Here is a 14,399-nt window from a genome sequence, read left to right on the forward strand (position 1 = left end):
TACACCCCGGTGGCGATTTTCGCCGATGCGCCCGAGGCTCCTGCCTCGTCCAGCACCGGCCGAATCGAGCGGATAACCCGGGTAAGGTTCTGTGCTCAAAGGCTGTAAGGTATTGCGACGACGGTAGACCAAGTTCCCGTATTCTCTCTTTTTTCTGACCCGAGACCGCCATGCTCGATACGGACACCGCTGCCTCGCTCCCCCCCGCCACACCCCTGCAGGCCCCCCTGGCTCAAGCCCTCGAGGTAGCGGGGCTCGCCGGAAACCTGCTGGCCATCAAGCCGATGCCCGATACCGGCCTGGCCCATGCCCACCTGTGGCTCGAGCGCGACAGCGGCGAGGACTGGGTGGCGCGGCTGCCCAAGCAGAGCCAGATGGGGCTCGCGGTCGACGACAACCTCGCCTACCAAGCGGCCTGCTTCACCCGAGCGAGCCGAAGCGGTCATACCCCGGCACTCAAGGCCGTGCTGCCCCCGAGCGCCGCCTTGCCGCGAGGTGGCCTGCTGGTCTCGGCGATCCGCGGCCGCCCATCCCGGTTGCCCGAGGACCTGCCGGCGATTGCCGAGGCCCTGGCCAGCCTGCATGCACAGCCACTGCCACCGGCCGAAAAACGCGCCCCTTTGCTGGCGCCGATCGATCCCTGGGCGGCCATGCTCGCGGAGCTTCATGAGCAGGCGGCGTATCTTGATCAGGCGAAGATCGCGCCCGAGGTGCGCCAGGCGTTGCACGACGATTTGCTGGCGCTCGTGCAATGGGCCAGTGAGGCACCGCCCCCCCGGCCTACGCTGATCAGCTTCGATGCCCATCCCGGCAACTTTCTTGTTCAAGACGGCGGTCGGGCGATGCTCGTCGACCTGGAGAAGTGCCGCTATAGCCTGCCCGGCTTCGACCTGGCCCATGCGACCCTCTACACCTCGACGACCTGGGACCCTCGGAGCCATGCCGCGCTGAGTCTCGCCGAGGTCCGCGCCTTTCATCGCGCCTGGGCCGCGTCCATGGCCGAGCGCGACGCCCGGTTCGACGCCGATGACCTGCTGCAGTGTCGTCGCGCCATGTGGCTGTGGTCGGTGACCTGGTGTGCCAAGTGGCAGGTCGAGCGATGCCGGGCGCGTGATGCCGCCGCCGCGGGCGCAGACTGGTCGTCGGAACTCAGTGACCCAGCGCTGATCCGTCATGTCGCCGACCGGGTCCACCACTATCTGTCTGCGCCCGTCATCGCCCGCGTCCGTGACGAGTGGCGGGCGCTTGCCGACGACAGCGGCCTGGCCTGACGGCCCGCGCCTCTAGGGCCTCTCTTACCCTGACGATTGACACCATCACCACAAGGATCGCCTTCATGACCCGGATAGCCCTCCTCGCCCACCGTCACAGGCCCGCTGCCTCATCTCGCTCGCTCGGTCGTTGGCGAGGCCGCTCCCTCACCGGCTTGCTGAGCGCCATCGCCCTCACCATCACCGCTCTGCCGACCCTGGCTCAAGATGACGCCCTGCGCCTGGATGACTGGGCCGCCATCGAGCGGGCTGCGAAGGGCCAGACGGTCTACTGGAATGCCTGGGGCGGCGACAGCCGTACCAACGCCTACCTGGCCTGGGCCGCCGATACCCTCGAGGCGCGCCACGACATCGAGCTGGTCCACGTCAAGCTCGACGATACCGGTACCGCCGTCTCACGGGTGATCGCGGAGAAGGCCGCCGGCAACCTCGATGAGGGCGCCATCGACCTGATCTGGATCAACGGCGAGAACTTCGCCGCCATGAAGGACAACGACCTGCTGTTCGGTCCCTTCGCCGAGGCCTTGCCGAACCATGACCTGACCCGGCCCGAGACCAACCCCGAGGTGCGCCTCGACTTCACGGTGCCTACCGAGGGCTTCGAGGCCCCCTGGGGCAAGGCGCAGCTGACCTTTTACTACGACAGCGCTCGCCTCGAGACGCCGCCGGGCTCCATCCCGGCTCTGCTCGACTGGGCTCGCGCCCATCCGGGCCGTTTCACCTATCCGCTGGTGCCAGACTTCACCGGCAGCACCTTCTTGAAGCAGGCCCTGATCGAACTGGCGACGGACACCGCACCCCTCTATGAACCGGCCGCACAGAGCGACTTCGCCGCCGTCACCGCCCCACTGTGGGACTACCTGGACGCCCTGCACCCGCACCTGTGGCGCGACGGGCGTCACTTCCCGGCCAGCGGGCCGGAGATGCGGCGCCTGATGGGCGACGGCGAGCTGAGCCTCGCCTTCACCTTCATACCCTCCGAGCCGGCCGCGGCGGTGGCCGACTTCCAGCTGCCGCCGACCACCCGCAGCTACGTGCTGGACGGCGGGACGCTGGGCAACGTGCACTTCGTCGCCATTCCCTTCAATTCAAGCCACAAGGCCGGGGCCCTGGTCACCGCCAACTTCCTGCTCTCGCCCGAGGCCCAGGCGAAGAAGCTGGATCCGGCCGTCTGGGGTGATCGCACCGTGCTCGACATGGCCGCCCTCGACGAGGCGGCACGCGCCACCTTCATCGACGACCGCGACAACCCCGCCGCCCTGCCCGCCGATGCCTTGTCGAAGACGCGTCCCGAACCCCACCCGAGCTGGATGGCGCGTCTCGAGGCGACCTGGCTCGAGCGTTACGGCAGCCAGTGATCCCGATGCGCCTCTTCTCACCGACCATTCGTGCCATCCCCTGGCTCGCCATCGCCCTTCTCAGCCTGCCGGTTGTCGGCGGGCTGGCCGGGGTCCTGGCCCCGGCACTCGGTTGGCTGCCGGCCCTCGGCGGCGATGAGCTGACCCTCGCGCACTGGCGGAGTCTGGCCGCAACCCCGGGCCTTGGCGACATGGTACGCCTGAGCCTGACCACCGGGCTTGTCAGCACCCTGGTCTCGCTCGCCATCGTCATGCTGTTCATCGGCGCCTTCGCCGAGACCCGCGCCCTGGCGCTGGTGCGTCGCCTGCTGTCGCCCCTGCTGGCGGTGCCCCATGCCGCCGCCGCCATCGGCATCGCCTTCCTGCTCACACCCTCGGGGCTGGCCAGCCGGCTGATCTCGCCCTGGCCCAGCGGCTGGGAGACGCCGCCGGACTATCTCTTCCCCGGCGACCCCTGGGGCCTTGGTCTCATCATCGGACTGGTCATCAAGGAGGTGCCCTTCCTGTTACTGATGAGCCTCGCCGCCCTGCCCCAGTGCCAGGCCCAGGCTCGCCTGCGACTGGCCCGCTCGCTGGGCTATGCGCCCCTCACCGCCTTCGCCAAGGCGGTGCTGCCCGGGCTCTATCCGCTGATTCGTCTGCCGGTTTACGCGGTGATCGCCTTCGCCTCGGCCAATGTCGAGGTGGCGATGATCCTCGGGCCCAGCACCCCGCCGCCGCTGGCGGTCTCGGTCGTGCGCTGGATCAATGACCCGGACCTGGCGATGCGCTTCGTCGCCTCGGCGGCGGCCCTTTTGCAACTCGGCGTCACCCTGACGGCGCTCGGGGCCTGGTGGTTGGGCGAGCGGCTGATCGCCCGTCTCTTCCACGCGTCCCTGACCAACGGGCGGCGCCACGCAGGCGATGGTCTCTGGGCCGGCGCCGGCGGGCTCACTACCCTGCTCGCCGTGGCGCTACTGGGTGGCAGCCTGATGGGGCTGGTGCTGTGGTCGCTGGCCGGCTGGTGGCCCTTCCCCGCGCTGCTGCCAAGCCCCCTGAGCCTGCATGCCTGGCAAGGCGCCCTGCCGGGACTGCTGGATCCGCTTGCCCAGACCGCGCTGATCGGCGTGTGTGCCACCGGCCTGTCGCTGGCGCTGGCCATCGGCGCCCTGGAGGCCGAGCAGCTGCGCGGCCAAGGCATGGCGGCCTGGGCGGAGCTGGTGCTCTACCTGCCGCTAGTCGTGCCGCCGGTGGCCTTCCTGTTCGGGCTGGTGCAGCTGCAGGGCCAGGCCGGCCTGGCGCCGGGCACGCTGGCCGTGATGCTCGCCCACAGCCTCTTCGTGCTGCCCTATGTGTTCCTGTCACTGGCCGAGAGCTATCGCCGCCTCGATCCCCGCTGGGCGCAGGTCGCGGCGAGCCTGGGCCATTCGCCGGCCAGCCTCTTCCTGCGGGTACGCCTGCCGCTGCTCACGGTGCCGATCCTGACCGCCGCGGCGGTCGGCTTCGCGGTGAGCGTCGGCCAGTACCTGCCGACCCTGCTGATGAGCGCCGGCCGCCTGACCACCCTGACCACCGAGGCGGTGAGCCTGGCCAGCGGTGGTGATCGTCGCCTGGCCGCCGTCTATGCACTGATGCAGCTGCTGCTGCCCGCCCTGGGCTTCGCCCTCGCCCTGACCCTGCCCCGACTGCTGATGCGTCACCGAAGTGGAGTGCTCGACCCGTGATTTCTCTCGATTCTCTCGCCCCGGGCACCGCCCCCATGACTGCAAGAAGTGCCACCACCGACCGTTCTCTCCCCGCCGATGCGGGAAGCAAAAGCCGCCCCGTCGAGGGAGCCCTGACCCTGGAAGGGGTTCGCATCAACCAGCGCGGCCAGCCGCTGGTGGCACTGGATACCCGCATCGCTCCCGGCGAGATCCTGACCCTGATGGGCCCCTCCGGGGTCGGCAAGTCGACCCTGCTGTCCTACCTGGCGGGCTTTTTGGCCCCGGCCTTCTCGGCGCGGGGGCGGGTGCTGCTCGACGACACCGACCTCACCCGCCTGGCCCCCGAGGCGCGCCAGTTGGGCCTGCTGTTCCAGGACCCGATGCTCTTCCCCCACCTGAGCGTCGGCGGCAACCTGGCCTTCGGCATGCCCCGCGGCGGCGGCCGCCGCGCGCGGCGCACGCGCATCGAGGCGGCACTCGAGGAGATCGGCCTGTCAGGCTACACCGACCGGGACCCGACCACCCTGTCCGGCGGCCAACGCTCCCGGGTGGCCCTGATGCGGGTACTGCTCTCGCGCCCCCGTGCCATGCTGCTGGACGAGCCCTTCTCGAAGCTCGATGCGTCCCTGCGCCACGAGATGCGATGCCTGGTGTTCTCCCGGGTGCGCCGCCTGGGCCTGCCGGCGCTGATGGTCACCCACGACGCCGCCGATGCCGAGGCGGCCGGCGGGCCCGTCATCGAGCTGGGAGCTCAATCTTGACCCCATCGATGCCCGTGCCTAAAACCCCGCGCCTGAGTATCATCATCCCGACCCTCGACGAGGCGGCCACCCTCGAGCCTCAGCTGGCCACCTTGCTCGGTCTATGGGTGTGCGGGGTCGAGATCCTGGTCGTCGATGGCGGTAGCCGGGACGCCACCGTCACGATCGCCCGGCGCTATGCCGATCGCGTTCTTTCCTGCGAACCGGGCCGGGCCCGGCAGATGAACCTCGGCGCCCAGGCCAGCCGCGGTGAGCACCTGCTGTTCCTGCATGCCGATACCCGGCTGCCGCGCCGGGCCGACCGCCGGGTCGCCCGAGCCCTCGATGGGGCGAGTTGCTGGGGTCGCTTCGATATCCGTCTCACCGGGCAACGGCGCATGCTAAGAGTCGTCGCCTGCTGCATGAACCTGCGCTCACGCCTCACCGGCATCGCCACCGGCGACCAGGCACTGTTCATGACCCGCGCCGCCTTCGACGCCGTCGGCGGCTATCCGGAGCAGCCGCTGATGGAAGATATCGAGATCAGCCGGCGCCTGAAGGCACTGTCGAGGCCGGCCTGCCTACGCACGCGGGTGGTGAGCTCGGGGCGGCGCTGGGAACGCCACGGCCCCTGGGCCACGATCCTTCTGATGTGGCGACTGCGCTTTCGCTACTGGCGGGGCGAGGACAGTCACCGCCTGGCCGAGGAGTATCGCCATGCCCGCTGATCGGCTTAACGACGGTTTGCCCCTGGCCATTCTGGCCAAGGCGCCCCTGCCGGGGCGGGTCAAGACTCGGCTGATTCCCGCGCTCGGTGCCGAGGCCGCGGCGCGGCTCCATGAGCGGCTGCTGCGCCGAACCCTCGAGGTGGCCCTGGCCACCACCCCGGCGCACCGCATCGTGCTGTGGACCGGCCTCGAGCATGACCACCCGCTGTTCGTGGAGCTCGCCACCCGGCATGGCATCGCGCGACGCCCGCAGCCGGAGGGCGATCTGGGCGAGCGCATGCTCTCAGCGCTCGACGCCATGGCGACGCCGGGGCTACTGGTAGGCAGCGACTGCCCGGTGCTGACGCCTGCGCTGCTCGCCGACTGCCAGGCCGCCCTGGCCCTCAACGACGGTGTGCTGCTGCCCGCCGAAGACGGCGGCTATGCCCTGGTCGGACTAAACACCCCGCGGCGGGCCTTCTTCGCCGACATCGCCTGGGGCGGCGAGCGGGTGCTCGCCCAGACCCTCGCCCGGGCGGAGGCGCTCGGTTGGTCGATCGCCCGCCCCGCCGAGGTCTGGGACATCGACCGCCCCGAGGACTTGGCCCGCTGGCAGGCCATGATGTCACCCTGAGGCGGCGCTCGGACACCCGCGCATCGGTGATGAAGGGCATGATCGGCGCCCGCGCAGGTTCGTGCGCAAGTGCGTGCTCAAGTTCATGCGTAAGGTAGGCGTCTCTCGCGGCACCAAGTCCCATGCTCGCGTTCGGGTATCGCCTTGACCTTTCGTATCGGCGGTTCATGATATGAGCATCGGTTTGCCAGGGGGATGCCATGAGCGGCACGAGTACAGAAGAGACCAACGCGAGGATGCAGCGCCTGGCGGCCGTCAGGCCCCGCCTGGTGTCCTTCGCCCGCCTGCAACTGAGAGAACCGGCCATGGCCGAGGACGCGGTGCAGGAGGCGCTGGCCACCGCCATCGAGAAGGATGCGGACTTCGCCGGCCGTTCCGGCTACGAGACCTGGGTCTTCGGCATCCTCAAGTACAAGATCCTCGATGCCCTGCGGACCCAGCGACGTCAGGGCAAATGGCAATCCTTCGAGGGCGAGAGCGACGAAGATGCCATCGACCGGCAGTTTCAGCAGAACGGTCAGTGGCAGGCGGCGGCGCGGCCCTCGGCCTGGGGCGACCCGGAAGCCAGCTTCGCCAACGAGCACTTCTGGCGGGTCTTCGATACCTGCATGATCGCGCTCCCCGAGAACATCGCCCGCGTCTTCTCGCTGCGCGAACTGATGGGCCTGTCGACGGCGGATATCTGCAAGGAGACCGGCCTGAAAGAAAACAATTGCTGGGTGATCCTGCATCGAGCCCGCCTGCGGCTGCGGGCCTGCATCGAACGCGGTTATCTTTCCCAGCATGCCCCGACGGAGCACGGCCAATGATCCAGATGATGATGTGCAAGCAGGCGACCCGCCTGATGTCCAAGCGCCTCGACGCCCCCCTGAGCCTGCGGGAGCGCTTTTCCCTGCGCTTTCACCTCGGCATGTGTGGGGCCTGCCGCCATTGCGACCGGCAGTTCGAGTTGCTCCATCTGGCCGGGCAACGCTACCGGGACCGTCTGGCACCCGATGACGACGCCCGATAGCCATACCAGCCTGCTACTACCGCCCGCGAGCGATGCCACTTCCCCCTGAGCGCTCACCCGCGGCGCCTCGCCGTCACCCTGCCGACACGTCGACGCCCGACCATCAATGGCCGGGCGTCGCGTCAACGGTGCTCACCCGTCAGGGCGTGGCTGCTTCCTGAGCCACGGCCTCGAGAATGCCCGCCACCTTGTCCAGCGGCAGCTCACAGTCGGTCAGCCGGTGCCGCTCGGCCAGGTAGTGGGGAGAATTCCATTCGAGCCGAGTGCCTTCGTCCAGCTGGCGGAGCACCATCTTCTGCGGCAGGTCCAGCGCCATGCTGCCCTGACACACCATCATCGGGGTACCGACCTTGGGGTTGCCGAACACGAAGGTACGGGTGGGGGGCAGGGATAGCCCGGCCTTCTGGGCATTGTCGGCGTGGTCGATGACCGTAAACAGCGTCAGGCCCTTGCTGTCCAGGGCATCGCGCAGGCCCTGATCGACCGCCTGTATGTCTTGTTCGCTATCCAGGTGCTCGATACCGTCGGCGCGGTCACCGGCCGCGGCGATGCCGGACAGGCTGAAGAGGGTCACGGCGACGAGGGCCAGTCTTGCCTTGATCATGATCGTACTCCTTTCCGTTGGAACCTTGGGAGGACCACAGTGACGCCGTGGCCATGAGATGTCTGCATGACAGGCATGCCGACCGGATGCCCGGGCGATCGGTTCCGATCCTCAGTCAGAATGCCCAACCCGAAGGCTCAGCCCGTGTACTCAACCTAGCCGCTCGCTTAACGCGAGCAGGTCGGTCACGGTCACATCCGGCTCGCCACCCCAGGCATCGAAGGGCGCCTCGGCGCTGCGCCGCACCCAGGCGGCATGCAGGCCGGCATGGCGAGCCCCGATCACGTCAAAGGGATTGCTGGAGATCAGCCAGGTGTCCTGAGCCTCGCTTTCCATGCGGTCACGCAGGTGCGAATAGACCGCCGGGTCGGGCTTGAAGCGCTTGATCTCATCGACGCTTATGATGTCGTCGAAGTAATCCCGAAGCCCGGCCTGACTCAGCAGGCCATCGACCGCCTCGCGGGTGCCGTTGGAAAAGGCCACGCAGGTCACCCCGGCGCCCGAGAAGCGCTGTAGCGCCTCGGCGACATCGGGAAAGGCCGGCAGCCGGCCGTAGGTCGCCATCAGGCGATCCTTCTGACCTTCGCTCAGGCCGGTTCCCAGCGCGCGGTCGGTGAACTCCAACGCTTCCCGGGTGCAGGCCGAGAAGGGGGTGTAGGCGCCCATCAGGCCGCGCCGAAAGCTGTATTCCAGCTGCTTGTCCCGCCAGCGCTGGGAGAAGGCCGCGGCTCTCTCGCCCAGCGCCGTTTCCAGTTCGGCGATCACGCCATGCGTATCGATCAGGGTGCCATAGACGTCGAAGGCCAGTACACGTTTGCTCATCTTGCATCCTTCTGATTATGCGCTATAAACGGCGACGCCGGGCGTCGCCCGCAGGACCGTATCTCCATCGCCCCGCAACAGACACCTGAGCGCCAAAGGGGTTCAACGCCATGGGGGCCACGCCATAGCGGGTCAACTCAGACGGCCGAGAGCAAAGTCGGCGATGGCGGTATCCTGCACCCCGGTGCCGGTCAGGTCGCAGACGGTGATGGTCGCATCGGACAGCCGCAGCCGCTGCCCTTCGGCGATCACCCGGCCAAGCTCGAAGACCTTGAAGGGCAGAGCGCCACCGACGTCGGCGGCCCCGGCGAAGGCCTTGAGCTCGCCATGGCACGCGCTCTGGGCCCGGCTGTCGCAGACGAAGGCATCGGCGCGAGTCAGCACGCCGGCGTCGAGCTCGCGCTTCTCGGGGCTGTCGGAGCCCATGGCGGTGACGTGCACGCCCTCGGGTAGATCCGCCGCGGTAAGGAGTGGCTCATGGGAGGGCGTGGTGGTGACGATGATGTCGGCCACGGCGCAGGCGGCCCGGACGCTTGCGTGCACCCTGACCTCAAGGCCCCGGGCACGCAGCCGCTCGGCATAGTGCTCCGCCGCCTGCGGCCTCCGCGCCCAGACATCGACGCTGTCGATATCGCGGACCAGGCGCAGCGCCTCGACCTGTCGCTCGGCCTGCTCGCCGGCCCCCAGCACCGTGACCCGGCGGCTGTCTTCCCGTGACAGGTGCTTGGCGGCGATGGCACCGGCCAGGGCGGTGCGCACCATGGTCAGGTAGCCCTCATCGAAGAGCATCGCCTCGACCAGGCCGGTGCGCGCCGAGCACACCATCATCAGGCCGCTGAGGCTAGGAAGGCCCAGCCTGGGATTGTCGAAGAAGCCGGAGCTGACCTTGATCGCGAACCGCGAATAGCCGCGAAGGTGGGCGGTCTTGACGTCGACCTCGCCGTTGGCCTCCTCGATGGCCATGGACAGGATCGGCGGCTGCACCGCCTCGCCCCGCCCCAGGGCGGCAAAACCCGCTTCCACGGCGGTCAGGGCGTCCCGATCCAGCGTCACGGCCTCGCCGATCGCCTCCCGGTCGAATAGTTGCATGGGACTCTCCTTAACTGGGGGGTCGGTGATCCCGTCAGAGCCTCTAGCGTCCTATGAGCCCCCGGGCTCGATCAAGGGTCTCAAGCGATACCCCGTTGCCGGAAACGATCAAGGCGATCGTCTGGCCTCCGATATCGATGCCGTGCTCGGCGATCGCCGCCAGCCCGACCGCCGCCGCCCCCTCGACCAGCAGCTTCTCGTGCTCGAGCATGTCGACCATGGCATGGGCGATGGCGGCCTCCGAGACCTGGTAGTGATCGTCCATCACCTCATCGACCAGGGCCAGGCTGCAGCGGTTGTCCAGGCCGATCCCGCCACCCAGGGAGTCACCGAGGCTCTCGACCTCCTCCACCGCCACCGGATGCCCGGCCTCGAGGCTCTTCCACATCGCCGCTCCGCGAGAGAGGCTCACCCCGGTCAGCTGAACCTCCGGGCGGATCGCCTTCAGGGCCGCGCCGATGCCGCCGAGCAGGCCACCGCCGGAGAGCCCGACGAAGACCCGGTCGAGCTCCGGGGCGTCCTCGAGCAGCTCCAGGCCGATGGTGCCCTGGCCGGCGGCGATCAGCGGGTCATCGAAGGGCGGGATCAGGGTCATGCCCTCCTTATCGACCAGTCGCGCCACCTCCTCGAAGGCCTCGTCCTGGCTGGCGCCGATGCGCGTGACAGTGGCGCCCAGGGCCTCGATGGCGGCAACCTTGTTGGCCGGCACCAGGGTCGACAGACAGATGGTCGCCGGCACCCCGAGGCGCGCCGCGGCGAAGGCCACCGCCCGGCCGTGGTTGCCGGTGGAGGCGGTGGTGACGCCTTTGGCCAGGGCCTCGCGGCCATGGCGCTCGATCAGCGCAGCGATCATGTTGGTGGCCCCCCGCAGCTTGAAGGCGCCGGTGGGCTGGCAGGTCTCGAGCTTGAGCAGCACCTTCGCGTCGAAGCGGCGCGATAGCGCCGCCGAGCACACCAACGGCGCGCGCACCACCTGGCCTTCGAGCCGCTTGCGTGCTCGGTAGAGTTCGGCCAGGGTCACACCGTGAACGGGAGGGGGCATGGGCGCATCCTTATTCGATGACCATCACTAGCGTCATGATGATGAGTCTAACGATGGCCGTGTGCGCGGCCACGATCAAGCGCGCCGCCCGGTGGGCGGCGCTTGGATGACGATCCTCACCTGCTGTTCATGCCGGGCGAGTCAGGACTGGGCGGGCCTCGTTCAGCGCAGCGCGCCATCGCGGGTCAGTTCATCGGTCACCTTGTCCACGGCCCGTTTGACGCGGGCAATGATCTCGTCGACCTGATCCCGGGTGGTGATCAGCGGCGGCGCGAAGCCGAGGATATCGCCCTGAGGCATGGCGCGGGCGATCAGGTTCTCCTCGAGGGCGGCCGCGGCGATCCGCGGGCCAACCTTGAGGCTCGGGTCGAAGTGGGCGCGCTTGGCCGGATTGGCGGAGAACTCAAGCGACGCCAGCATGCCCACGCCGCGGGCCTGACCGACGATCGGGTGATCACCGAAGGTGGCCTGCATCTGCTGCTGCAGGTAGGCGCCGGTCTCGGCGGCGTTGGCGGTGAGGCCTTCGCGCTCGATGATCTCCAGGTTGGCAAGCCCCGCCGCGCAGCCCAGCGCATGGCCGGAGTAGGTCCAGCCGTGGCCGATCGGGCCGTATTCGCCGGTGCCCTGCTCGAGCACCTGCCACACCCGGTCGCCGACGATCACCCCGGACAGCGGCTGATAGGCGCTGGTCAGGCCCTTGGCCACGGTGATCAGGTCCGGCTTGATGCCGTAGTGATGGCTGCCGAAGTTGCTGCCGATGCGCCCGAAACCACACACCACCTCGTCGGCTATCAGCAGCACGTCGTACTTGTCGAGCACCGCCTGGATCGCCGCCCAGTAACCCTCCGGTGGCGGCACGATGCCGCCGGTGCCCAGCACCGGCTCGCCGATGAAGGCGGCCACGGTGTCGGGGCCTTCGGCGAGAATCATCTCCTCGAGCCGGGTCGCGCAGTAGGCCGAGAATTCCTGCTCGCTCATGCCTTCCTGCTCGGCGGCGCGGTGGTAATAGTACGGCGCCTCGGTGTGGCGAATGGTATCGATCGGCAGGTCGAAATGATCGTGAAACGCCTTCAGGCCGGTCAATGAGCCCGACGCGATGCCGGAGCCGTGATAGCCGCGCATCCGCGAAATGACCTTCTTCTTCTGCGGGCGCCCGAGCACGTTGTTGTAATAGCGCACCAGCTTGAGCTGGGTCTCGTTGGCATCTGAGCCTGACATGCCGTAGTAGACCTTGGACATGCCGGGGCCGGCCAGCTCGAGAATCTTTTCGGAGAGCCTGATCTGCGCTTCGTTGGAGTGCCCCACATAGGTGTGGTAGTAGGACATCTCAAGGGCCTGCTTGTAGATGGCCTCGGCCACCTCGGTACGGCCGTAGCCGATGTTGACGCAGTACAGGCCGGCAAAGCCGTCGATGAACTCACGTCCGTCCATGTCGACGATATTGATGCCCTGACCGCCGGTGATGATCCGGCCCGGCGCATCGCCATGGGCGAAGTCACGCAGGTGGGTAGAGGCGTGGAAGGTGACCTTGCGATCGCGATCGATCAGCTCCTGATGGGTGCTCATGTTTTTCTCCCTAAAACTCCCCGACCACATCGGGGAGTATGTGCATGGCTTGGCATCACATCAGCCAAGACCGTTATCCAATAAGTGCTAGAACCCTGCGAGCGATGGCCAGGCTAGCTTAACTACCTGAAACCGAGCCCAGCGCGCCCAGGCAGTAGTACTTGGTCTCCAGGTATTCATCGATGCCGCCGACGCCACCTTCACGCCCGAGGCCGGACTGCTTGACGCCGCCGAAGGGAATCGGCGGACCGGTCATCTTGACCGAGTTGACCGAGACCATGCCGAACTCGAGTGCCCGCAACAGCTTCCAGATGCGCCGGATGTCGTGGGTGTAGACATAGGCGGCGAGGCCGTATTCGGTATCGTTGGCCATGGCGATGACTTCATCGTCGTCGCCATAGGCAGTAATGCCGGCCACCGGGGCAAAGTTCTCTTCCCGCCAGACCTTCATCTCGGGGGTCACCCCGGTCAGCAGCACCGGCATGAAGAAGTTGGGCCCGGGCGCCGCCGACTGATCGCCGGCCACCAGGGTCGCGCCCCGGGAGATGGCGTCATCGACGATGCTCGCCGCCTTCTCGACCGCCTGGCCATGGATCAGCGGGCCCAGATCGACCTCGCTCTGCAGGCCGTTGCCGACGGTCAGCGCCGCCATCCGCTCGGCGAAATGCTCGACGAAGGCGTCATGGATCGATTCGTGCACCAGGATACGGTTGGCCGCCAGGCAGTCCTGGCCGGCGGTCTGGAACTTGGCGGCGACCGCCGCCAGGGCGGCCTCCCGCGGGTCCATGTCCGGCCCCACGATGAAGGGCGCATTGCCACCCAGTTCCAGCGACACCCGCTTGACGGTGCCGGCGCACTGCTCGAGCAGCAGCCGCCCGACCCGGGTGGAGCCGGTGAAGGACAGCGCCTTGACGCGCTCCTCACCGCACAGGATCGAGGACACCTCCGCGGGCTCGCCCAGCACCACGTTGTAGATGCCCGCCGGGATGCCGGCCCGCTCGGCGAGCTCGGCCAGTGCCAGCGCCGAGAACGGAGTCTCGCCGGCCGGTTTGACGATCACCGGGCAGCCCGCGGCCATGGCAGCCGCCGCCTTGCGGGTGATCATCGCCAGCGGGAAGTTCCAGGGCGTGATCAGGGCGGCGATACCGACCGGTTCCTTGATCGTGCCCAGGGCCGCATTGGGAATGTGGCTGGGAATGGTCTCGCCGAAGGTGCGCTTGCCCTGCTCGGCGAACCACTTGATGAAGCTGGCGCCGTATTCCACCTCGCCCCGGGCATCCGGCAGCGGCTTGCCCTGCTCCATGGACATCAGGATGGCGAGATCCTCGCGGTGTGCCTGCAAGAGGTCATACCAGGCCAGCAAACGCTCGGCACGCTCGTCGGCGCGCAGCGCCCGCCACTGGACGAAGGCTCGCTCGGCCGCATCGACGGCACCGCGAATCTGGTCGGCCTCCAGCCAGGGAATATGCCCAAGGACCTCACCGGTGGCCGGGTCGGTCACGGCCTCCTCGCGGCCACCATCGCCATGGGTCCACTTGCCGTCGACATAGGCGTACTGGCGGAACAGGCGGGGATCGTCGAGTCGCTGAGTCACCGTCGTGGACACTTTCATGAAACACCTCCCTGGGAGAACAGCGTCAATGGCGCTGGCACCGAAAATTGGCTCGGGCGGCAGTCGCCGCCTGATGCCTACAGGGTAAGGCGTCCTGGCTAACGAGACTTTTTGTTGGACTGCCCTTGGCGCGAGGTTTTTTCCGCGTTCTGACCGAAAGCGACAGAATTTTCTGCTCGATTCACACAACCATCTGACCGGGAAACACAGGGGAGAAAACATGAGGGCCAGAAACGCCATCGCCCCGGCCGAAGGGC

14 protein-coding genes are annotated in these 14,399 nt (G+C 68.0%); 8 read left to right on the forward strand and 6 right to left on the reverse strand.

Translation table 11 applies throughout. The annotated features are described in order from the left end of the window. Window positions 1–170 precede the first annotated feature (170 nt). From IEJ03_RS11065 to IEJ03_RS11100, 8 genes are all read left to right on the forward strand, one after another. Window positions 171–1,271: a phosphotransferase gene (locus IEJ03_RS11065; RefSeq protein WP_192034914.1), complete on the forward strand. Its 1,101-nt coding sequence runs from the start codon at window positions 171–173 to the stop codon at window positions 1,269–1,271. A gap of 65 nt (window positions 1,272–1,336) precedes the next feature. Then, window positions 1,337–2,629 carry an ABC transporter substrate-binding protein gene (locus IEJ03_RS11070; protein WP_192034915.1) on the forward strand — a complete coding sequence of 431 codons (1,293 nt, stop codon included), beginning with the start codon at window positions 1,337–1,339 and terminating at the stop codon, window positions 2,627–2,629. A gap of 5 nt (window positions 2,630–2,634) precedes the next feature. Continuing rightward, entirely contained in the window at window positions 2,635–4,332 is a 1,698-nt protein-coding gene (locus IEJ03_RS11075; protein ID WP_192034916.1) for an ABC transporter permease subunit, read from the forward strand. 35 nt (window positions 4,333–4,367) lie between these two features. Next, a complete protein-coding gene (locus IEJ03_RS11080) occupies window positions 4,368–5,075 on the forward strand; it encodes an ATP-binding cassette domain-containing protein (RefSeq protein ID WP_192034917.1) in 708 nt (235 codons plus the stop codon). Next, the gene (locus IEJ03_RS11085; protein ID WP_347400978.1) at window positions 5,072–5,782 is read left to right on the forward strand and encodes a TIGR04283 family arsenosugar biosynthesis glycosyltransferase; all 711 of its coding nucleotides are present in this window, start codon (window positions 5,072–5,074) and stop codon (window positions 5,780–5,782) included. The genes IEJ03_RS11080 and IEJ03_RS11085 overlap by 4 nt, the downstream gene beginning before the upstream one ends. After that, entirely contained in the window at window positions 5,772–6,395 is a 624-nt protein-coding gene (locus tag IEJ03_RS11090; RefSeq protein ID WP_192034919.1) for a TIGR04282 family arsenosugar biosynthesis glycosyltransferase, read from the forward strand. Before IEJ03_RS11085 ends, IEJ03_RS11090 begins: the two co-directional genes overlap by 11 nt. Window positions 6,396–6,595: 200 nt before the next feature. After that, entirely contained in the window at window positions 6,596–7,204 is a 609-nt protein-coding gene (locus tag IEJ03_RS11095) for a sigma-70 family RNA polymerase sigma factor (protein WP_192034920.1), read from the forward strand. Continuing rightward, the gene (locus IEJ03_RS11100; RefSeq protein ID WP_242457943.1) at window positions 7,201–7,407 is read left to right on the forward strand and encodes a zf-HC2 domain-containing protein; all 207 of its coding nucleotides are present in this window, start codon (window positions 7,201–7,203) and stop codon (window positions 7,405–7,407) included. Before IEJ03_RS11095 ends, IEJ03_RS11100 begins: the two co-directional genes overlap by 4 nt. Window positions 7,408–7,546: 139 nt before the next feature. Here the strand turns inward: IEJ03_RS11100 and IEJ03_RS11105 are convergent, their stop codons facing one another. The 6 genes from IEJ03_RS11105 to IEJ03_RS11130 all read right to left on the reverse strand — a co-directional run bounded on the left by IEJ03_RS11105 (window position 7,547) and on the right by IEJ03_RS11130 (window position 14,142). Then, on the reverse strand, window positions 7,547–8,011 hold the full coding sequence (locus IEJ03_RS11105; protein WP_192034921.1) for a DUF302 domain-containing protein: 465 nt from the start codon (window positions 8,009–8,011) through the stop codon (window positions 7,547–7,549). Window positions 8,012–8,161: 150 nt separating this feature from the next. Then, window positions 8,162–8,833 (reverse strand): haloacid dehalogenase type II, encoded by a 672-nt coding sequence (locus IEJ03_RS11110; RefSeq protein WP_192034922.1) that lies wholly within the window; start codon window positions 8,831–8,833, stop codon window positions 8,162–8,164. A 132-nt stretch (window positions 8,834–8,965) separates the two neighbouring features. After that, window positions 8,966–9,922, reverse strand: coding sequence for a cyclodeaminase (locus tag IEJ03_RS11115; RefSeq protein WP_192034923.1), 957 nt, complete (start codon window positions 9,920–9,922; stop codon window positions 8,966–8,968). A 43-nt stretch (window positions 9,923–9,965) separates the two neighbouring features. After that, window positions 9,966–10,964, reverse strand: coding sequence for a hydroxyectoine utilization dehydratase EutB (gene eutB, locus IEJ03_RS11120; protein WP_192034924.1), 999 nt, complete (start codon window positions 10,962–10,964; stop codon window positions 9,966–9,968). A gap of 162 nt (window positions 10,965–11,126) precedes the next feature. Further along, window positions 11,127–12,530, reverse strand: coding sequence for an aspartate aminotransferase family protein (locus tag IEJ03_RS11125; RefSeq protein ID WP_192034925.1), 1,404 nt, complete (start codon window positions 12,528–12,530; stop codon window positions 11,127–11,129). A gap of 118 nt (window positions 12,531–12,648) precedes the next feature. Then, window positions 12,649–14,142 (reverse strand): NAD-dependent succinate-semialdehyde dehydrogenase, encoded by a 1,494-nt coding sequence (locus tag IEJ03_RS11130; RefSeq protein WP_192034926.1) that lies wholly within the window; start codon window positions 14,140–14,142, stop codon window positions 12,649–12,651. Between the last annotated feature and the right edge of the window lie 257 nt (window positions 14,143–14,399).

It is taken from the genome of Halomonas sp. YLGW01 (genome assembly GCF_014840935.1).
In the GTDB taxonomy this organism is placed as follows: Bacteria; Pseudomonadota; Gammaproteobacteria; order Pseudomonadales; family Halomonadaceae; genus Onishia.